Here is a 19,398-nt window from a genome sequence, read left to right as displayed (position 1 = left end):
TGTGTCAACACCTCAGTATCCCACCACGTCGAGAGCAAAAGTTGAGAAATCGAAAACAGACCAGAACGAACCGCAGACTAGCTAAACGCCCGCCACCGACCACACTTGTGAGAACCGGGGCGACCGGACTCACCCGTTTACTCAGTATCAGGAGTCAGCTTTCGCGCTCTCACTAGGTTCCTCCCCTGATTTCCTTTCTAGGCGCGCTTGTGCAACCGGATCAGCACTGAGCGGGGTATGCGGCTTGCCCAGGTAACGCTTATCCCGGCGCCACCACGGCATGATGCCCACCCAGCCATCTTCGGGAGGAACCAAGGTACCCGGCTCAAATCCCAGTTCCATGGGGGTTTGCGGGATTTGATCGACGATGAAGTACTTGTCTTTATTATCGAAGTGAGCCAGCACGACCTTGCGGAACGCTCCAAGTTCACAGAACAGCACTCCAGTGATGGGATTACGTTTCTGCCCGATAATCTTGTATAGCCAGTAACCGAACAAAGCCACATTGGAAATCAGCGCCAGCCAGGCACAGACAATGTTTGCCACCGGGTTCATCGTCGCGTAGTTGAACATCCCGGAGGGCTGCACCAGCAGTTCGGGCAAGATGTTGTTCGCCGCAATCCAGAACATGAGAGTGAAGCACCTAAACCATATCCACTGACCTTTCGCCCACGTGAAAGCGGGAATGGTACACGCCAGCAACAGGGCAAACGTACAGTACCAGGTGTAATCAGCCAGCGAATTGTACAGGAAAGCGTGATTCCACAGGTCGTAGGCAATAATCCAGGGCCACACCATATCCACCCAGATGAGTCCTTTGACCTTCTGGTTCGGCTGGGAAGTAATGGCAATCTTTCCCAGACCGGTGATGGTGATGATGTTCAGCACTCCTGCCAGCGCTGAAAGCAAGTTCCAGTATCCCCCGATGGTACGGAACCCGGTTGCAGGATCGATACCGACATGGGCTTGCGCAAAGTTGGCAGCCACCGCCTGATACCATGCCTCGGTTCCCACCGCGGCAGCGACGCCGCGCGTCTCGGGCAGTCCCGGAATCATGGGAATGCTGTGCGCTTGGTCGATGGCTTGCAGACACTGCCAGTCGGCAGCGCAGGAATAGTATTCACTGGCCTGCAAGAAAATGGTGACATCACGGATATTGGCCTCCATAATGTTCACCGCCAGTCCAATCCAGAGCGCCAGACCGAACCAGAAAGCATAGCGGTGCGCCTTAAGCGGATGGCGTTTCCCATAGAACAGCAAGAATCCGGTCATAGTGGCGGTGAGAATCATGATGGTGAACTTTCCGAAGGGGAACCATCCCACCATGGGAATACCGTGGGTAATCACGTAAGGCATTACCGCGACGCCCCCTACGGTCCACAAAACAAAAATTGTCCAGTTCCAGCGACGGTTTATCTCAGCTATTACAATTTGAGCCAATAAAACCACAATCCAGAACAAATAGACTCGCGGAGTTCCGATTTCCCACAATCCTAAGAAAGTATTCACCACTGCTCCTTTGTAACGGCTTATTGCCTTATAGTGTAGAACTCCCAATCATTGTTTTCATTAGGACGTTAGTCCCAAACTGGTTTTATAAATCTCACGATTCAAACGCACCCATTTTTCGCAATAGTGTGTTAGTTTCCTGTCAATAGGTTTTATATTCGGATGATTCTGAAGTGAATCCTTTTTTGCATCTATCGGCTTCGTCCTCACGGCATTACTCCGCGAGGAGTTAGGAACTCGTTAAATACAATGGCTACGTCACCTAAAGGAAAATGCTTCTGGAAACTTGCCGGTCTCGCGGCAGTTCCCATATTCGGAGGAGTGTTCGCGTTTTCGCAGCTCAGCGGGAAAGCAACTCGGGCAGAACAGGACTGGGTCTACCCCGCCGATGACATTATTGACCTGAACTACCAGAATGGTAAATCCTCGACTTATGCCATTGATATTGATGCCCCTGCTTATGCGGTTTATCGCATTTTGAAACAAATCGGGGTGCAAAAATCAGGCTCATTCAGCAGCGAATTTCTCGAAAGGACTTTCGCGCGTCTTCCCTTTTATAATCACTATGAAATTCAGGAAGAATTTCAAACTCCGGACGCTATTCAACCCGGCGATATTGCCGGTTTTGATTACCAAGGTATGTCTATGGAATGGGCGGATGTCGTGCCCGGCAAATACCTGGTGCAATGGGTCGATACCAAGAACCCTCCCGCTGCCCCCGGCAGCTATGCTTTCCGTTTCCCGTTCATGAAGCATTACGCCGCGGCGTGGTGTTTCTACGTTATTCCTCTCAAGGGCGAGCGGTGCCGGCTGCTCAACCACTGGCGAGTCGGTTTCGAGCCAGATAACCTCTACACACGCGCCATCAACTGGATCAATATCGAACTGGTCGGCGGCGTGATGGCACACATGCAAAATATCTACGTCAAGCGAGTCGCCGAGTTCCGCAAGAAACAGCAGTGGCACGGCAAATTCATGCGCGGAGCCTTGGGTGGACGCTTCTTCCGCTCCGGGACTCCGGCAGGTCGCTGGGACGGAACCCCACTGTTTGAGGACACCTATACGCAATGGTTCCGCTACGGGCGCCGCAGCCCCGCGGTGGCTGAAATCCGACCTCCCGTCACCGACAACCCCAATTGGCCACCCACCGAACCGGGCAACCCGTGGGAAGACACTGTTGACCCGGACTACTACGTAGACTGGAGCGAGCCGAAGTTCAGCTGGGATGAACAAATCCGCCAAAAGCGCGAACGTACCTATCTGCCGGGATGGGGTAAGCATCAGTCGAAGGCGGGTGACTAATCATGGTCATGCCTGCAGAGGCTCCCAACCTGTTCTTTTTTGAGGTGGGGCAATGGTGGGATTTCGCGATGCTTTTCCTGGTCATCGCGGTATTAGCCGCCCTCGCCTGGCTCGCTATTCGCTTTAAGTGGGCTGCCATCGCGCTGTTCATCGTAGTGCCGGTGCTGCTCACGATTTTCTGGTGGCCACACTCGATTCCGGGCACCCAAAGTGAGGGCTGGTTCGCCATCGCTAAACAGTACTCGGCGCTAGCCGGCTCGCTGTGTTTAGTCGCTTTGCAGTACTTCCCTAAGCTGCGTCGCAACCGGTTCTACCTGCTGATTCCTCCAATTATTCTCTCAATCAACATCCTCGAAGCCGTAATTCGAGACTTCCAATGCTATTCCCTGCACGGAAATGTGAATAACGGTATGTGGGTCTGGGGCGGTCCGTGGAACATCATGAACGGTATCGCGGGGATTCTGAACCTGTTGATGATTGCCGGCTGGACCGGAATCTATGTGTCAAAAACGAACCGCCACATTATCTGGACTGACCTCACGATTGGCTGGATTATTGCCTACGACCTGTGGAATGTGGCGTACTGCTACAACTGCCTCTCAGATCGGGCCTGGTATTCGGGCGTAGCGCTGCTGTTGTCCTGTACGATTCCAGCATTTATGACGATGGGCAGAGGCGCCTGGATTCAGTATCGCGCCTACACCCTGACGTTCTGGTCAGCGTTTGTGCTCTCGTTCCCGCACTTTACCCAAGACTCCATGTTCACTCACGTGGCGAGTCAAAACCACGCCGCACTGTTCCTGCTGTCTTTCCTGGCGCTGGCAGCCAACGCGGGACTGGCGGTCTATCACGTGTGGAAGATTGTCAAGACCAAGCGCAATCCGTTCAAGACCGAGCTGTACACGGATTTGCCGCAAAACGTTAAGATTATCCGCCGCACCGCAACTGACGAGGTCAAATCTCGTATCGCGGCTCGGTTAGGAAAGATTCCTCAAGAACTGGGGTACCTGGACTAACAAGGCTGTCAATAACCGGCTCGGGAGACTCTCTCGAGCCGGTTATTTGTATCTACACCTCCGGTCAGTCAGAAGTTCAGTCAACTGCCTTAAAAGCGTCGGTGCTGGGAATTTCGTCTACCCCAGCCTGTGCCATCTCTTCACGGGCTGCTTCCCCTAGCTCCGCTGAAACTGGAACGGTGAGGTCCTCAAAGACGCGGGTCGGCCAACCCAAATCCAGGGCATCCAAAGCGGTGTCTTTCACACAGTGCGATTCCGCGATACCGACCACATCTACATCGGTAATGTCGGCGCGACGCAAAATCTCTTCCAAAGTATCCCCCGACTTGTTCACCCCTTCAAAGCCGGAATAAGCCGCCGCATACTGACCCTTCTTAACGGAATCATCAAAAGGGAGGGAGGCAATAGCGTCGTGCAGTTCCGCTTCTGCGGTGCCCGCTATCCCGTGGGGAGGCCAGGTGTCGATAAAGTCTGGATGGTCGGAGAAATGCGCTCCCGGGTTAATATGCCAATCCTGAGTGGTGACAATAATCTCGTATTCGTCCTCATGCTCAGTGACAAAGTCCGCAATCCGCTCGGCAACCTCGTTGCCCCCAACCACCCCTAGGGCTCCGCCTTCACAAAAGGTCGGTTGGACATCGACAATCAACAATGCACGTTTCATTTCGGCCATAATTCCTCCGTATGATTCTGGGGATAGCTCTATTATGACCCAAAAAGCCGATTGTAAGCGGCCACGTAAAAACCAAAAATCCCCGCCTGACGCGAGGATCTGGTGGCTCCGACCGGCGTCGATCCGGTGACCTAACGATTTTCAGTCGTTCGCTCTGCCAACTGAGCTACAGAGCCAACGTTCGTCTTAGCTTGTGACCATCGACGAACTGCGACCCTGACGGGACTCGAACCCGCGACCTCCGCCGTGACAGGGCGGCGCGCTAACCAACTGCGCTACAGGGCCATTCAAGGCGCAAGCCCGAAGGCTTGCCAGTACTCCCAACGGGATTTGAACCCGTGTTGCCGCCGTGAAAGGGCGGAGTCCTAGGCCGCTAGACGATAGGAGCGTCGCCTAAGCCCAGGGGGCTAAGGACTTGAAATAGTCTAAGTGAAAAATGCTCAGAGTGCAAAACCTCGCTTCCCCTCGGCCAGTTTAGGCACGATAACCTATGCTAGATACATGAGTTTTGTGTTCAGTCCGACCCCGGAACCAAATCCAACCCCAGACAAAGCAGTGAAGGAAGTCTTGGAAACTTCCTTGGACATTATGGCGGTTTTAGCTGCCAGTGTGGTCTGTATCGTGGCGTTGCTGGCAGCCGCCCAAGTTATCGGGTTTTTGTTGCGACGCTGGGGACGCAAACACCGACTGATTAAATACATGGAGCGCCGCTCTCGCGTAGGTGGGTCTTTGACCTGTATCGCTTTAGGGGCGACGATTGGGTGGTACTGGACCGTACGCGACCACAACGTTCCCGGTTACGGCACAATTTCGCACGGCTTGCTGATTTTGATGATTATCGCCGTGACGGTGTGGCTGATTGAACTCTGTGCCGTCCTGGAGGACATGACCCGGACACAGCTAGAGGGCGGGTCGAAACCAAATCGTTTGGTGACGCAAGCCCAAGTCATGCACCGGGTTTCACAAGTTTTCTTTGGGGTGTTCGGGGCTATCTCAATTGCATTGACATTCCCAGAAGCGCGTGCCGCCATGGGTTCAGTGTTGGCGTCCGCGGGCATTATTTCTTTAATCGCTGGTATTGCTGCCCAAGGGGTGTTGGCAAACATGTTCGCGGGGCTTCAGATTGCTTTCTCCGACCCGATTCGAGTGGGTGATGTCGTCGTTGTCCAAGGTCAGCAAGGCACGATTGAAGAAATTACGCTGACGTATATCGTGATTCATCTGTGGGATGAACGCCGCCTCATCCTACCGTCCAAGAAATTTACCGAGGAACCTTTTGAAAACTGGACTAAACGAGACACCCACCTGTTAGGGGTCGTGGAACTGCGCGTGGATTGGCGTCTGCCCTTGGCAGCTTTCCGCAACGAAGTCGACCGACTGCTCTCGGAAACAGACTTGTGGGATGGACGCACTTCCAGCGTGCAGGTCACAGATAGTTCCGTTGAAACCATGCTGGTGCGGTTGGTCGCCAGCGCCGCAAACTCTGGAGATCTGTGGGATCTCAAGTGCTACCTGCGGGAACGCTTGATTGAGTGGATTGAAAAGGAAGCTCCCTATGCTCTGCCCCGCCGCCGCGTTGAAACTGACAAAGTTACAGAAGTGCACCTCCCAGTCGATGAAATCGAGATTGAGAAACAAGCTCGCGAACTAGCTATCGCGACCATCCGGAAAACGAACAGCAGCCGTCACGCCGCAGCCACCAAAAAGCAAGCGACTGAAGCTGCCCCGACCAGCCCTTATGGGGAGCCACTTTTGGATCAGTATGCCCGGAAGATTCAAGAAAAACGCCGCTCCTGGAGATTTAAGGCCCGGCGGCTAGATGAAACTCATAATGAGAAACCGGAACAGCTGCCCCCCTCCCGAGACGCTCTGCAAGATACCAGAGTGCTGAGCACCACTGCTACGATAACTGGTGACCGGCTCTATTCCGGGACTCCAGATGCAGAGGAACGTCGCAAACTTGTCACGGGACCCAAACAATCTGAGGAAAAAACAACTGCTGACAGCGACACCCCGACCGCGGACACCACCACCCCGCCTTCTGAGGAGACTCAGAAATGAGCCGAAATAAACGCTTTCGAAAGTCCGCCCCGCCCCGCCGCTACGCAACGCCCCAGACTTTGCCAAATCCGGATTTTTTGCGGGTTATTACCTGCAATCTGCAGTGGGGCACCCCCGCGGAGGGATGGACTGATGTCCAAAAGGCGAATTCGCGGGCGGAAGCGTTTATCCGGGGACTGGGCGAACGCTGCCGCAGCCTGTTCAAATCGGGTTCGGTCAACACCCGCACCCAGCTGACTGAGGAAAACCTAAAGCAGACCGCCCAGGTACTCCAACAGTTAAAACCGGATATTTTGGCACTGCAGGAAGTCGACAAAGGACAGCGGCGTTCCGGCTACGTCCGGCAAGCGCGTGTGTTAGCAGAGGCGCTACGCCTGCCCTACTGGCGTATCGGAGCGTCCTACGCGGGTCAGTCCCAAGTCCTGCACCGCCGCCCTTTGGACAGCGAATTAAAGGCCGAGAGCGGGTACGGTATCGCCCTGCTCTCACGCTGGCCAGCGAAATCTTGGCACTTTAAACGTCTTGGCAGAGTCCGGGCGCGGATAGTTTGGGGCAGCGACCCGTGGAAAGGCTTTTCTCACGGCTTTCTCGAAGGGTTACGTGACCTTCCCGCAGCCGCAAAGGGGACGGGGGTACGGTTTGGTCAGATGCGGGTGCTGCTGGCAGCCCGCTTGGCTACGCCGCTGGGCACCGTCGCGCTCGGCACGACCCACCTGGAGATTCACCGCCCCACGGCAGCTTCTCAGCTGCGGCGCGCCTGGCGTTCCCTCTATCATTTGCGTTCTGAATCTTGCCTGCTGGTGGGAGATTTCAACCTGCGCGATTACCAAATCGACAAAGTGCTACAGCCTTTGCCCACGGAACAGCACCCCGAGCTACACGCGGCTATCCCGTCATATCCGGCAGACAAGCCGTGGATTGCCCTGGATCAGCTGCTGGGCAACGGTTGGGAGCTGGTGGGCGAACCGCAAGCTTTACGCCTGCCCATCTCGGACCACCGGGCGGTCATCTACGATATACGCCCTGTAAAGACCGCTCAATAGTTCCCGACCTCACCGTTTCAGCCCGCCAAACTGGCTAACCCCTAACCGGTAAAAAGTATCCCAGGCTGATGATGACACCAACCTGGGATACTCGTGAAACTAAATGAACTTAGCCGCGGAAACGCGGGAATGCGGACTTGCCAGCGTAAACGGCAGCATCACCGAGCATATCCTCGATACGCAGCAGCTCGTTGTACTTGGCAACGCGTTCGGTACGAGCCGGAGCGCCGGTCTTAATCTGACCAGCATTGGATGCCACTGCCAGATGCGCGATAGTGGTGTCCTCGGTTTCACCCGAACGGTGCGAAGTCATGGTGTGGAATCCCGCACGATGAGCCATCTCAATAGCTTCGAGCGTTTCGGTCAGTGAACCAATCTGGTTGACCTTTACCAGCAGAGCGTTTGCCACGCCTTCCTTGATACCGCGCTCCAGACGCTCGGGGTTCGTAACGAACAGGTCGTCACCCACCAACTGCACCTTGTCACCAATGGCGGCGGTGAGTTTCTGCCAGTCCTCCCAGGCTTCTTCGTTCAGCGGATCCTCGATGGAGACAATCGGATACTTTTCGATCAGTTCCTCGTAGTATTTCTCCATGTAAGCCGCGTCGCGGGCTTCGCCCTCGAAATTGTACTTACCGTTGTCATAGAACTCGGAAGAAGCCACGTCCAAAGCCAGCGCCACATCCTTGCCGGGCTTGTAACCAGCCTTTTCGATAGCAACCAGAATCAAATCCAGAGCTTCCGCGTTAGACTCCAGGTTCGGGGCGAAACCGCCTTCGTCGCCCAAACCGGTAGCCAGACCCTTGTCCTTCAAAACGGACTTCAGGCAGTGGTACACCTCGGCGCCCATCCGTAACGCCTCGGCGAACGTCTCGGCACCGATTGGCGCAATCATGAACTCTTGAATATCGACGTTGGAATCCGCGTGAGAACCACCATTCAAGATATTCATCATCGGCACCGGCAAGACATGAGCATTAGGACCACCGAGATACTCGAACAATTCCAGACCGGCATCCTCTGCCGAAGCCTTCGCTACTGCCAGGGACACCCCCAGAATCGCGTTTGCTCCCAGTTTTCCCTTATTGGGAGTGCCGTCCAGGTCCATCATCGCCGCGTCAATGCTGCGCTGTTCGACGGTATCAAATCCCACCAGTTCGGGGGCGATGATGTCGTTTACCGCCTTGACCGCCTTTAATACGCCTTTACCCTGGTAGCGTCCCTTATCACCATCGCGGAGTTCCACTGCTTCGAACTGACCGGTCGAGGCACCGGACGGAACCGCAGCGCGGACCATACCCCCTTCGTACTCAAGCTCTACTTCCACCGTGGGATTACCACGGGAATCAAGAATTTCGCGACCGTAAATACTTTCGATGATTGCCAACTGAGTCTCCTTATGTGACAGGTTGTTATTCTTCCGCCGCTCCGCCCTAAAGAGGGTACAGGCAGCCACTACTATTATTTCCTAAAAATGCGCATTTGTCCGAGAATTTCTCCCCGGACAAACAAATTTTCTTTGCGATTTATCGTTCCGGCTGCCGCCGCAAAACTTTGCTTACTGCTGCCCCTGCCCCATCATCTGCATCTGTGTGGCGCGCTGCTGGATAATTTGGATGGTTTGGTTCATCCGATTCGACAGTTTCGCGTTCTTGAGGTCGAAACCGGATTTGTAAGCCTTTTCAATTTGGGCTGCCAACTGCGGATTGACCGTTTGCACACCCAACTCGTGAGCGACTGCAGGGTCTGTCGCTGTGGCACACAGCAACAGTTGCATGACGTCGTGCGTCTCGGGAGACATCTTTGCGGGGTTCACCTTAAACAAATCGGTTTTAATCTCATCAAGCTGCGGACACTGCGAGAGCAAATCCTGACCGCCTTCGTGGAGAGTCCGCAAATAGCGCAGGGCATAAATGCGCGCGGTCTGCATTTCCGCGGTGTCGTTGAGATTAATTCCCGCCTCGGCGAGTTCTTTGGTGACCGTTCCGAGTTGGGATTCGGTGACGACCCAGCCGTCACCGTAGGCGGCTACTCCTGGTTTTGCTTCACATCCGCTCAGAAGTCCCCCCGCGAGCGCCAGCGCAGCAACCCCCGTCATCAGCCTGGTCGCTGTTTTAGTGGTCTTGGTCACGAGGGACTTTTCCGCCATCGTCTTTCCCTTCAATAGTCCGACCCAACGTTCCCATCTTAGCTTTTCTTTGACCGGGGAGGGAATTTTAAGCTAGCGGTTTAATAATGCCCCGAATGATTTTTTGGACCCATTCCAGCAGCTCCAAATCCACGATGGGAGTCTCGCTCAACCCATTTTTCCGAGTCGGTGCAGGTATGAACAATTCACGCGTCGCCAATTTTACCCGCGCTCCCGGATACATGCGCTGCAGCCGAGCCATCTGCGAATCCGCCAGTTCGACGGGCGCAAAGCGAATAAATTTGCCCATGACTTTAATCTCTTGCACTTTTTGAGCCCGCGCCAAGTTACGCAGTTTTGCTACTGCCCCCAAGCGTTCCAACGGTTCCGGAGGTCGCCCGTAGCGGTCGGTCATTTCCTCCAACAGTTGATCGATTTCCTCATCGGTAGTCGCTGCGGACAGACGTGTATAGGCATCGAGACGCAGCGACTGCACATCCAGATAGTCCTCGGGAATAAAGGCATCTATGGGCAGCTCAATGGACACACTGGTGTCTTCGGGGGCTTCCTCGCCTTTATAGGTCGCAACTGCCTCACCCACCATGCGCACATAGAGGTCAAAGCCCACCCCGGCGATGTGTCCAGACTGCTCACCGCCCAACAGGTTGCCAGCACCTCGGATCTCCAGGTCTTTCGTAGCGATAGCCATCCCGGAGCCTAACCCGGTGTTGGTTCCAATCGTTTTCAGCCTCTCAAAAGCTGTTTCATTCATGGTGGTGCCCGGCGGATAGAGGAAGTAAGCGTAGCCACGTTCCCGCCCGCGGCCGACTCGTCCGCGGAGCTGATGCAGCTGCGAGAGACCAAACCGATCGGCACGATCCACGATGATTGTGTTGGCGTTGGTCACATCCAAGCCGTTTTCGACAATCGTCGTGGACACCAACACATCGAATTCTTGGTTCCAGAAATCCACCATGACCGATTCCAGCTGTTTTTCTGACATTTGCCCGTGCCCCACTCGCACCCGCGCTTCGGGCACCAGCTCTGCCAGGTGAGCGGCAATCCTATTGATTGATTGCACCCGGTTATGCACGAAAAATACTTGACCATCACGCAAAAGCTCGCGCCGGATTGCTGCCGCAACCTGTTTATCTGAGTAGGCTCCCACGTAGGTCAAGACCGGGTGGCGGTCCTCCGGCGGGGTGGTGAGGGTGCTCATGCCGCGAATCCCGGTGATTGCCATCTCCAGGGTGCGCGGAATCGGGGTGGCGCTCATCGTCAAGACGTCAACGTCGGCACGCAAAGCCTTTAGGGCTTCCTTGTGCTCCACCCCGAAACGTTGCTCTTCGTCGATTACCACCAGACCCAAGTCTTTGAAACGAACGTTTCCGGACAGCAGGGCGTGGGTGCCGATGACCACTTCGATGGAGCCGTCTTTTAACCCGGCTTTAATCTGGGCAGCTTCTTTCGCCGTAGTAAAGCGAGACAGCGCTGCCACCGTCACCGGGAATCCCGCAAAACGGCTCGTAAATGTTTCGGTGTGCTGGCTGACCAGCAGGGTGGTCGGCGCTAAAATCGCCACTTGCTTGCCATCTTGGACCGCTTTAAACGCCGCACGGACCGCAATCTCAGTTTTTCCGTAACCTACATCACCACAGACCAGCCGATCCATCGGGACGGTTTGTTCCATATCGTGCTTGACTTCATCAATGACCGTGAGCTGGTCGGGAGTTTCGACGAACTCGAAACTATCTTCCAGTTCCCGCTGCCAGGGGGTATCCGGGCTGAAAGCATGTCCTTTGGAGGCTTGCCGGATGGCGTACAGTCGCACCAGCTCACGAGCGATTTCTTTGACCGCTTTGCGGGCTTTGGACTTGGTCTTTGCCCAATCTGCTCCGCCCATCTTTGACAGGGTTGGAGATTCTCCACCCACATATTTTGAGAGCAAATCCAGGGAGTCAGTAGGCACCCACAGCTGGTCAGCGGGTCCGTTGCGTTTGCTGGGGGCATATTCCAACACCACGTATTCTTTCGAGGTGGTTTCCCGACCTCGCCCCATGGTGCGCTTCGCCAGTTTCACGAAGCGTCCGATGCCGTGGTGCAGGTGAACCACGTAGTCGCCCTGGGTCAACGTCAGGGGGTCAATAGCTTTGCGTCGTCTGGCGGGAAGGTTTGCCTTGTCGGCAGTGTGGCGGGATTTCTTTTTTCCCAAGACCTGTGCCTCGCTCACCACCAACAGCTGCGCGGCGGGGACTTGGTATCCTTCGTCCAGGGGCGCCACCGTAATCTGTACGGTTCCGTCGTTCTGCGATGTTGCGTCCTTCACCACTTTTGCAGGGACATCAGCCTCGCTGAGTACATCCCGCAGCCGGCTCGCCATTCCCTTGCCGGTCGTAGTAATCACTACATTCCAGTTTTTCGAAGCTAAATCGCCGATTGTACCAATCAGTCCAGTTTCTCCGGCGAGAGGCTCCATCACGATTAGCGCCCCCACGTTTTGAGCGTTCTCGCCCACCGCAAAAGGAGAGACGAACACCGTGTCCATGTGCGCCTCTTGTGCCACAGCATGAAGCTGCTCCAAGGTCAAAAATGAAGCTTGTTCAATCTCCAGGGGCACTTCCCCGCCACCCGCGGCCGCCGACCAGGAAGCTGCCAGGAACTCTTGGGTAGTTTCTACCAGTTCTGTAGCACGAGCTTCCAACCGGGGACGATCGGTCGCCACCAGTCGGGCACCGGGTGGCAGCAGAGAAAACAGCGGCACCATTTCTGCCCCCAGCAGGGGACTCAAGGATTCCAAGCCTTCGCCGTATTTGCCCTCGGCTGCCAGGTTGAGTATTTCGGCAGCCTGCGGCATCTGACCAGCAAGGCTGGCAGCCAGTTTTCGTGCCGTATCGTCGAGGAGCAGTTCGCGACAAGCGGGGGCGACCAGCGTTCGGATGTCGCCGCCGAAAGTCCGCTGATCCGATGCCGTAAACGCGCGGATGGTGTCTACCTCATCACCAAACAGTTCGATACGCACCGGGTGGGCAGCGGTTGGAGAAAAAACATCAAGCAACCCTCCACGCACCGCAAACTGACCGCGCGCTCCGACCATATCAACGCGTTCGTAACCCAAACGCAACAAATCTGCAGCCATGGTGTCGCGGTCATAGGTGTCTCCCACCTGCACGGTAAACAGGGGATAGTCAGCTATATGCGCATTTACCGGGGCTAGCGCGGCTCGCACGGGCATGACCAGGAAATGAACCGCGTCTTGCGGATGGGGATGCGTCACCCGGTGTAAAGCCCAAATCCGGCGCGCCATCGTGTCGGTGCGGGGAGAAAGTCTCTCGTGAGGCAAGGTTTCCCAGTCAGGAAACAACTCCACTCCAGCGGTATAGGCTCCCAATTCACGAGCCAATTGGGTGGCGGCACGGGTGCTCGGCGCGAGGACCACGGTCAGCCTTTCGTCGCTGCCGGGCAAGCCCGCGATGAGCGGGGCATAAAAGCCGGGTGGGGCTACGTATTCGCTCGCCGTATCCGCCCTGTCAGGCTCCAGACCTGCCAAAGCATCCCCGGTCACCTCCAGTAAACCGTGCAAACTCATGAATGTACCTGACCCCCCGAGCTCAGCCCCTACCTTTTGCAGGCGCCGCCCCTTACTTGGGGTTGCCCAAATGTAGCCTGGCTTGAGCTTTCGCCAGACCGTTCTCTGCAATATCCGTCACACATTGTACCGCTCGGTCCAGAACCTCATCGAGGATACTTTGCTGCGACTTTGGGATACGCCCTAAAACCCAATTGATGACATCAAAACCCCCGCCAGGCATCTTCACGGGGCGTCCGATGCCAATGCGTAAACGTGCAAAGTCTTTCGTACCCAAAGCTTTTTGGATGGATTTAAGCCCGTTGTGACCCCCGTCGCTGCCGCCAACTTTCAGCTTGGCGTAACCCATTTCAAGGTCTAACTCATCATGAACCACCAGCAAACGGTCTGACCCAAGCCGATAATAGTCCAGCAGTTCTTTCACCCCCGGACCCGATTCATTCATGTATGAGCCAGTATGCGCCACGATAATCTTGGGCGCGTCAACCCCGTAGCCCAAGCTCACCGTCGCCACGCGCGCCACCACTCCCGCACGCGCTAGAGACTGATTCCGATATGCCTGACCCGACTGCTTCACAAAGCAATCAGTCACCATATATCCACAGTTGTGCCGCGTTCCGGCATATTTGTCACCGGGATTGCCAAGCCCCACCACGAGCCAGGTTCCCTCATTGTCCAGCAGACGAGAAGGATCTAAACGTGGTTCGTGAGTGGGGCTCATCAGCAATCCAAATCAGTGTCCGGAAACCGCTATTATTCAGCAGCTTCTGCGGAAGCATCCGCAGCCGGAGCCTCCGCAGTTTCATCTTCTGCCGCCGGGGCTTCAGGAATATCAGCTTCCTGCGGAGCGGCGACGCTCAAAACAATCGCTTCCGGATCGGTCTTGGCTTCTACGCCCGCAGGCAGCTTAATGTCGGCTACGCTCAGCACCACGCCGTCTTCCAGACCATCCACGTTAACTTCGATTTTTTCCGGAATATCAATAACCGGGGCAAAAATTTCCATATTCAGCAGGTCCTGGTTGGCTACCAAACCAGACATGGGCTCACCAATGATTTCGATAGGTACTTCCACGTCCACCTTTTCGTCAGCCTTTACCAGCAGCAGGTCCATGTGCATAATCTGGCGCTTTACAGGGTGACGCTGAATGTCCTTAACCAGGACCATCGCCGGATTTTCGAGTCCCTTCAGGGAAATAACAGCGTTCGGGTTATCCTTCACCAACAGGAAAGTATCGTGGTAGGGCAGCAGCAAGTGCACCGGATCCGTGCCGTGACCGTAAAGCACTGCCGGAATCTTGTCGGCAACTCGTGCGCGACGAGCAAAGCCCTTGCCAAAATCAGTGCGCGGTTCAACTTGCAAAGTGGGGTTATCAGCCATGGTTTTGTATCCTCCAAATTTGTACTCAGTTTGTGTTTTCCCCGGAGGACCACGGATTCCTGTTGCGGGCTCTCTTTTCCGAAGTTTCGTCTCTCCCCTTACAGGTCGACAGACGAATCCGTTTCCTGTCACCAGACAGAAAAACCCGCCTTGCTCGAAAGCAAAAGCGGGCGAAGGGCATCCAGCAAAAGTTACCGGGCCGCGTCGATAACGGTTCGCGCCACGGAATGACCGCCGCGCTCCCCCTCGCCGAGGCAACCTGATAATAATAGCGAAAACCCCGTAATTTTACTAATTTGCAGAAACTTTAACCTCCTGTGTCTCTCGCTGGCCGAGTGTAAATCTGATCAGAATCAATATTTGGGTATACCTAAAGATAAAATATGAAACAATGATTCTATGAACGAAACCATCGATGTCCAGCTAGAGCATCGCACCATCCGCGAGTTTAAATCGGATCCCATTCCTGAGGATATTTTCCAAACCCTCATGGACGTTGCCATGCACACCCCCACGTCACGCGGGATACAAAGTGCGTCGATTATCCGCGTCAAGGATCAAGCAAAGCGTGAAAAACTGGCTGAAATCGGTGGTCAAGAATATGTCGCTCGCGCCCCGGAGTATTTGCTGTTCATCGTGGACTTAGCCAGGGCTGCAGCTATCCTGCAAGAGATGGGCTTGTACCCCCAATCAGCTGCCACAATAGATACGTTCCAAGAAGGATTCACCGATGCGGTCCTGATGGTTCAAAACGTGGTGGTAGCCGCCGAGTCTTTGGGGCTGGGAGCCAACATTTTAGGCAATATTTTGAACGAGCCTAAAGGGGTCATCGAGGCTATCGGTCTGCCCCTCTACACTTTCCCGGTACTGGGACTGACATTGGGATACCCTGGCGAAAACCCACAGCGGAAACCGCGGATGCCCAAAGAATTCCGAGTCATGACTGACACCTACGTGCGTCCAGATTCCTACCTGGAAGCCCTCAAAGATTACGACGCACAGATGCGCGAATACTATGACCTGCGCAATAAGGGCAAGCGCGAGGACAAGTTTACGAATCAAATCTTCCAGAACTTAGGCAAGGTCCGCAATCGTCGTGCCTCCATCCTGGATGACATTGAATCTCAGGGATTCCTGATGCACCCCTAGAGTAAAGCTCTAGGGGACTCACACCGGATTTACTCAAACAGGGCAGTTACAGAGCCTTCTTCAAAGACCTGACGAATTGCCCTGGCTAACAACGGTGCAATCGGCAAGACCTTGAGTTGCGGGAAGCACTTGTCCGGAGGAATCGGTACCGTATCCGTAACGATAACTTCACGGGCGCCGCATTCGCTCAGACGCTTTGCTGCGGGGTCAGAAAACACCGCGTGCGTCGCCGCTACCAGCACGTCCTTTGCTCCGGCGTGCTTCAAGACCCCCACGGCTTCGGCAATTGTGCCACCGGTATCAATTAAGTCATCTACCAGCACGCAGGTCCGCCCGGCAACGTCGCCCACCACACGATTAGCTACCGCCACATTGGGACGAGAGGTATCGCGAGTCTTGTGCACAAAAGCCAGAGGGTATCCACCCAAGCGATTAGCCCACTTTTCAGCCACGCGAATTCGACCGGCATCCGGAGACACCACGGTCACGTTATTCAAATCCACGCGGGTGCGGACGTAATCAATCAACACTGGCATCGCCTGGAGGTGATCCACCGGACCGGTAAAGAAGCCCTGTTCCTGCGAGGCGTGCATATCAATACTCATTAAGCGAGAGGCCCCAGCCGTCTTGTACAAATCCGAAATCAGACGCGCCGAAATCGGCTCGCGACCTTGGTGCTTCTTATCTTGACGTGCGTAGGGATACAGCGGGGCAACCACGGTAATGCGTTTAGCGCTGGCACGCTTCAGGGCGTCAATCATGATGAAATGTTCCATCAACCACTTGGAGACATTGCCAGAAATTGACTGGATGCAGAACACGTCGCAGCCGCGCACTGACTCGTTGTACCGCACATAGATTTCGCCCGAGGCAAAGTCGTAAATCGTAGTCGGCAGCACCTCCACGTCAAGTTCTTTAGCGACCTGTTCAGCCAGTTCGGGATGTGATCGTCCGGTCACAATCACCAAACGCTTACGTGGGGTATCAAACAACTCTGCCATTCGTGTTTCCTTCTTTTATTGGAGTTTTTTCTGTTGTTGCAAGGGTTTTTTCGCAGGTCTTACCGTCCCCGCAGTGTACAGGGACTAATTATCACCCGCGGTTTTATCCGGGGAGTTTTCTTTGGCTTGTTCAGCCCGCATGGCTTCGATGGCGGCGATAGTTTCGGGTCGATGTTCGGCGACCCAACCAGGAATTTGGCGCATGTGGAAATCATTGACTGCCAAGTTCCCCTCCGGGATGTCTTGACGGACGATAGTTCCCCCGCCGGTATAAACGCCGTCACCGATATTGACCGGGGCAATGAACACGTTATTAGCGCCGGTCCGGCAGTGCGAACCAACATTCGAGTGATGTTTGTGCACCCCATCGTAGTTAGCAAAGATTGTAGCGGCGCCGATGTTAGTGCCTTCCCCGATGGTGGCATCCCCCACATAAGACAGGTGCGGGATCTTGGTACCCCGCCCGACCTGGATGTTTTTGGTTTCGCAAAAGCCTCCGACCTTCGTGTTCTCCGACAGAATGGTTCCCGGACGCAAGTAGGTAAAAGGTCCGATATATGAATGCGCTCCGATTTCAGAGGACAGACCGTGCACTCGAAAGACTTCCGCGTCGTCCCCCACTTTCATATCAATAAGGGTCGAGTCCGGTCCGATACGGCAATCCTCACCAATGGTGGTGTGACGGCGCAGCTGCGTATTGGGATAAATCGTGGTGTCCTGACCAATGGTCACGTCAGCATCAATCCATGTCGTAGTCGGGTCGATGATGGTGACACCCTGGAGCATCCAGTACCGAGTCCGGCGGCGATTGTATTCGGCTCGCAGCTCAGCCAGCTGCGCTCTATCGTTACAGCCTTCCGCTTGTGCCGTGTCCGCCAACAGCACCGAAGACACTTTCAGTCCTTCCTGCCGGGCAGCCTTAATCGTGTCGGTCAAATAGATTTCCCCTTGGTCGTTGTTTGTCGACAGGGTCGGGAGGCAGCGGTTTAAGAATTCCGCCCCAAAAGCGTAAATCCCCGCGTTCACCTCTTTGATTTGCTTCTGCGCATAGGTTGCATCGCGTTCCTCGACGATACCGGCGACGTGCCCTGCCACCCGCTGAATTCGCCCGTAGCCAAAGGGGTTGGCTATCTCGGTGGTCAGCAAGCACAACGCCGCGCCTTCCTCTTCACGAGTCTCTGCGAGAGACAGAATCGTGGAGGAATCAAGCAACGGCACATCAGCGGAAGTCACCACCAAAGTGCCTGTCGCGACTCCCAGTTCCTCGAGCTTCTGCAAAGCACACCACACGGCTCGACCGGTGCCGGGCACATCATCTTGGTGCGCAATCACGATGTCGGGATTGACCGCCAGAGCTTCGGCAGCGACGGCATCAGCCTGGTGACGAACCACTACCACGATGCGTTCCGGTTCAATTTCCATAGCGGTGTGGATAGCGTGAGAAAGCAGGGTGCGCCCTGCGAAAGAGTGCAAGACCTTGGCTTTCTTAGACTTCATACGAGTGCCTTGGCCTGCCGCCAAGATTACGATGGTGGTGACGTTGGTCATGTTCCTATCCTAGCGCCTTGCCCGACCCTAAAAAGCAAAAGTTCCGCCCCCAGGATTCGAACCCAGACTAAAGGTACCAAAAACCTCTGTGCTGCCATTACACCAGGGCGGAATGCGCCGCTGACTGCAATCAAGACAGCGCCTGTCTATTTTGCCATTTTTCAACTTTTTTAGAAAGTTGAGACTGCTAATTAGCTGTCCCATATCTTGCCGGTATCGCGGGTACTGACCGAATTGGCAGAATTATTTTGTTCTGAGCGCCCGGATTTTGAGAGGTTTCCCATGGGTGCCGGGGAACATAGACCCAGGATACAAAGATTTCTCCACGACAAAGATTCTCGACCTCGAGTATTATTAAAGAAATTTTTTCCGGCAATAGGACGGTACTATGGTTCCCCCTTCCGCTTTACCTGATGGTGACGAAGTCGACGGCATCCTTAAGGCTTGGCGTGCCCTGCTTCCCCATGCTGATTTAACTCCACTTTCAGTGTTTTCCCGCGTGTCACGTCTCGCTCGCCACCTCGACCAGGCGCGCCGCGAGGCGTTTTCTTCAGTAGACCTGGAGCCTTGGGCTTTCGACGTGCTTTCCGCTCTGCGCCGGGCAGGAGAGCCTTTTTCTCTGACACCGGGAGTGCTCATGCAGCAATCGCTGGTATCCTCCGGGACGATGACGAACCGCATCGACCGTTTGGAAGAACGCGGACTGGTACGTCGCTGCGCCCATCCGGAGGACCGTCGCGCCATCCTGGTGGAACTCACCGAAGACGGCAAGAAACACGCCGATACCGCGATTACCAAACTTATGGCTACGGAACGCGACTGGCTAGGGGATCTTTCCGAAGCGGACGTTAACGAATTAGCGCGCCTGTTGCGAGCCGTGCTCCTCCCCTTCGATGCCCAGTCGCGGTGAGAAAACCGGAGAGATGCGTTTTCCGCAACTTTCGCGTTCAGTCCCCAGACAGTCCACGGCTTGAGTATCTGAACAGCCATCTCGCGCTTTAT

General features: G+C 55.1%; 15 protein-coding genes and 4 tRNA genes. 6 read left to right on the top strand and 13 right to left on the bottom strand.

Translation table 11 applies throughout. The annotated features are described in order from the left end of the window. Positions 1 to 147 precede the first annotated feature (147 nt). The gene (locus tag HMPREF0576_RS00155; RefSeq protein ID WP_004010254.1) at positions 148 to 1,512 is read right to left on the bottom strand and encodes a DUF5692 family protein; all 1,365 of its coding nucleotides are present in this window, start codon (positions 1,510 to 1,512) and stop codon (positions 148 to 150) included. Positions 1,513 to 1,758: 246 nt separating this feature from the next. Here HMPREF0576_RS00155 and HMPREF0576_RS00150 point away from each other — a divergent pair, with 246 nt between their 5' ends. Together HMPREF0576_RS00150 and HMPREF0576_RS00145 are read left to right on the top strand one after the other, a co-directional pair. Further along, positions 1,759 to 2,811: a hypothetical protein gene (locus tag HMPREF0576_RS00150; RefSeq protein WP_004010252.1), complete on the top strand. Its 1,053-nt coding sequence runs from the start codon at positions 1,759 to 1,761 to the stop codon at positions 2,809 to 2,811. 2 nt (positions 2,812 to 2,813) lie between these two features. Then, complete coding sequence (locus HMPREF0576_RS00145) at positions 2,814 to 3,827, top strand: DUF5692 family protein (protein WP_004010251.1); 1,014 nt, start codon at positions 2,814 to 2,816, stop codon at positions 3,825 to 3,827. A gap of 76 nt (positions 3,828 to 3,903) precedes the next feature. Here HMPREF0576_RS00145 and HMPREF0576_RS00140 read toward each other — a convergent pair whose 3' ends face one another. The 4 genes from HMPREF0576_RS00140 to HMPREF0576_RS00125 all read right to left on the bottom strand — a co-directional run bounded on the left by HMPREF0576_RS00140 (position 3,904) and on the right by HMPREF0576_RS00125 (position 4,888). Continuing rightward, entirely contained in the window at positions 3,904 to 4,500 is a 597-nt protein-coding gene (locus HMPREF0576_RS00140) for an isochorismatase family protein (RefSeq protein ID WP_004010250.1), read from the bottom strand. A gap of 100 nt (positions 4,501 to 4,600) precedes the next feature. After that, positions 4,601 to 4,676, bottom strand: a tRNA-Phe gene (locus tag HMPREF0576_RS00135). Between the two features lie 35 nt (positions 4,677 to 4,711). Next, positions 4,712 to 4,785, bottom strand: a tRNA-Asp gene (locus tag HMPREF0576_RS00130). Positions 4,786 to 4,815: 30 nt separating this feature from the next. After that, positions 4,816 to 4,888, bottom strand: a tRNA-Glu gene (locus HMPREF0576_RS00125). 113 nt (positions 4,889 to 5,001) lie between these two features. Here HMPREF0576_RS00125 and HMPREF0576_RS00120 point away from each other — a divergent pair. Both HMPREF0576_RS00120 and HMPREF0576_RS00115 read left to right on the top strand, forming a co-directional pair. After that, entirely contained in the window at positions 5,002 to 6,561 is a 1,560-nt protein-coding gene (locus tag HMPREF0576_RS00120; RefSeq protein WP_004010249.1) for a mechanosensitive ion channel family protein, read from the top strand. After that, complete coding sequence (locus HMPREF0576_RS00115) at positions 6,558 to 7,604, top strand: endonuclease/exonuclease/phosphatase family protein (protein WP_004010246.1); 1,047 nt, start codon at positions 6,558 to 6,560, stop codon at positions 7,602 to 7,604. Before HMPREF0576_RS00120 ends, HMPREF0576_RS00115 begins: the two co-directional genes overlap by 4 nt. A gap of 109 nt (positions 7,605 to 7,713) precedes the next feature. On the opposite strand, the gene eno is transcribed toward HMPREF0576_RS00115, so the two are convergent. From eno to HMPREF0576_RS00090, 5 genes are all read right to left on the bottom strand, one after another. Then, positions 7,714 to 8,991 (bottom strand): phosphopyruvate hydratase, encoded by a 1,278-nt coding sequence (gene eno / locus HMPREF0576_RS00110; RefSeq protein WP_036324445.1) that lies wholly within the window; start codon positions 8,989 to 8,991, stop codon positions 7,714 to 7,716. Between the two features lie 171 nt (positions 8,992 to 9,162). Next, complete coding sequence (locus HMPREF0576_RS00105; RefSeq protein ID WP_004008456.1) at positions 9,163 to 9,753, bottom strand: hypothetical protein; 591 nt, start codon at positions 9,751 to 9,753, stop codon at positions 9,163 to 9,165. A 67-nt stretch (positions 9,754 to 9,820) separates the two neighbouring features. Next, positions 9,821 to 13,318, bottom strand: coding sequence for a transcription-repair coupling factor (gene mfd / locus HMPREF0576_RS00100; RefSeq protein ID WP_004010245.1), 3,498 nt, complete (start codon positions 13,316 to 13,318; stop codon positions 9,821 to 9,823). Between the two features lie 52 nt (positions 13,319 to 13,370). Continuing rightward, positions 13,371 to 14,039 (bottom strand): aminoacyl-tRNA hydrolase, encoded by a 669-nt coding sequence (gene pth / locus HMPREF0576_RS00095; protein ID WP_004010244.1) that lies wholly within the window; start codon positions 14,037 to 14,039, stop codon positions 13,371 to 13,373. Between the two features lie 32 nt (positions 14,040 to 14,071). After that, positions 14,072 to 14,698 (bottom strand): 50S ribosomal protein L25/general stress protein Ctc, encoded by a 627-nt coding sequence (locus HMPREF0576_RS00090; RefSeq protein WP_004010243.1) that lies wholly within the window; start codon positions 14,696 to 14,698, stop codon positions 14,072 to 14,074. 399 nt (positions 14,699 to 15,097) lie between these two features. Between HMPREF0576_RS00090 and HMPREF0576_RS00085 the strand changes: the two genes are divergently transcribed. After that, on the top strand, positions 15,098 to 15,847 hold the full coding sequence (locus tag HMPREF0576_RS00085) for an NADPH-dependent oxidoreductase (protein WP_004008461.1): 750 nt from the start codon (positions 15,098 to 15,100) through the stop codon (positions 15,845 to 15,847). 29 nt (positions 15,848 to 15,876) lie between these two features. On the opposite strand, the gene HMPREF0576_RS00080 is transcribed toward HMPREF0576_RS00085, so the two are convergent. The 3 genes from HMPREF0576_RS00080 to HMPREF0576_RS00070 all read right to left on the bottom strand — a co-directional run bounded on the left by HMPREF0576_RS00080 (position 15,877) and on the right by HMPREF0576_RS00070 (position 18,508). Then, positions 15,877 to 16,848, bottom strand: coding sequence for a ribose-phosphate diphosphokinase (locus tag HMPREF0576_RS00080; protein WP_004008462.1), 972 nt, complete (start codon positions 16,846 to 16,848; stop codon positions 15,877 to 15,879). 84 nt (positions 16,849 to 16,932) lie between these two features. Continuing rightward, complete coding sequence (gene glmU / locus HMPREF0576_RS00075) at positions 16,933 to 18,396, bottom strand: bifunctional UDP-N-acetylglucosamine diphosphorylase/glucosamine-1-phosphate N-acetyltransferase GlmU (RefSeq protein ID WP_004010241.1); 1,464 nt, start codon at positions 18,394 to 18,396, stop codon at positions 16,933 to 16,935. Positions 18,397 to 18,437: 41 nt separating this feature from the next. Further along, positions 18,438 to 18,508: transfer RNA gene (locus HMPREF0576_RS00070), tRNA-Gln, on the bottom strand. A 276-nt stretch (positions 18,509 to 18,784) separates the two neighbouring features. Here HMPREF0576_RS00070 and HMPREF0576_RS00065 point away from each other — a divergent pair. Further along, a complete protein-coding gene (locus tag HMPREF0576_RS00065; RefSeq protein WP_004010239.1) occupies positions 18,785 to 19,306 on the top strand; it encodes a MarR family winged helix-turn-helix transcriptional regulator in 522 nt (173 codons plus the stop codon). Positions 19,307 to 19,398 lie beyond the last annotated feature (92 nt).

The sequence above is a fragment of the Mobiluncus holmesii ATCC 35242 genome (assembly GCF_000185445.1).
Classification (GTDB): Bacteria; Actinomycetota; Actinomycetes; order Actinomycetales; family Actinomycetaceae; genus Mobiluncus; species Mobiluncus curtisii.
This window is presented reverse-complemented; position numbering and strand designations above follow the sequence as displayed.

Excerpts from the sequence above, each read along its gene's own strand:
- pth (WP_004010244.1), bottom strand. The coding sequence starts at position 14,039 with ATGAGCCCCACTCACGAACCACGTTTAGATCCTTCTCGTCTGCTGGAC.
- HMPREF0576_RS00115 (WP_004010246.1), top strand. The coding sequence starts at position 6,558 with ATGAGCCGAAATAAACGCTTTCGAAAGTCCGCCCCGCCCCGCCGCTAC.
- HMPREF0576_RS00145 (WP_004010251.1), top strand. The coding sequence starts at position 2,814 with ATGGTCATGCCTGCAGAGGCTCCCAACCTGTTCTTTTTTGAGGTGGGG.
- HMPREF0576_RS00120 (WP_004010249.1), top strand. The coding sequence starts at position 5,002 with ATGAGTTTTGTGTTCAGTCCGACCCCGGAACCAAATCCAACCCCAGAC.
- HMPREF0576_RS00140 (WP_004010250.1), bottom strand. The coding sequence starts at position 4,500 with ATGGCCGAAATGAAACGTGCATTGTTGATTGTCGATGTCCAACCGACC.
- HMPREF0576_RS00065 (WP_004010239.1), top strand. The coding sequence starts at position 18,785 with ATGGTTCCCCCTTCCGCTTTACCTGATGGTGACGAAGTCGACGGCATC.
- HMPREF0576_RS00080 (WP_004008462.1), bottom strand. The coding sequence starts at position 16,848 with ATGGCAGAGTTGTTTGATACCCCACGTAAGCGTTTGGTGATTGTGACC.
- HMPREF0576_RS00150 (WP_004010252.1), top strand. The coding sequence starts at position 1,759 with ATGGCTACGTCACCTAAAGGAAAATGCTTCTGGAAACTTGCCGGTCTC.
- mfd (WP_004010245.1), bottom strand. The coding sequence starts at position 13,318 with ATGAGTTTGCACGGTTTACTGGAGGTGACCGGGGATGCTTTGGCAGGT.
- glmU (WP_004010241.1), bottom strand. The coding sequence starts at position 18,396 with ATGACCAACGTCACCACCATCGTAATCTTGGCGGCAGGCCAAGGCACT.
- HMPREF0576_RS00090 (WP_004010243.1), bottom strand. The coding sequence starts at position 14,698 with ATGGCTGATAACCCCACTTTGCAAGTTGAACCGCGCACTGATTTTGGC.
- HMPREF0576_RS00085 (WP_004008461.1), top strand. The coding sequence starts at position 15,098 with ATGAACGAAACCATCGATGTCCAGCTAGAGCATCGCACCATCCGCGAG.
- HMPREF0576_RS00105 (WP_004008456.1), bottom strand. The coding sequence starts at position 9,753 with ATGGCGGAAAAGTCCCTCGTGACCAAGACCACTAAAACAGCGACCAGG.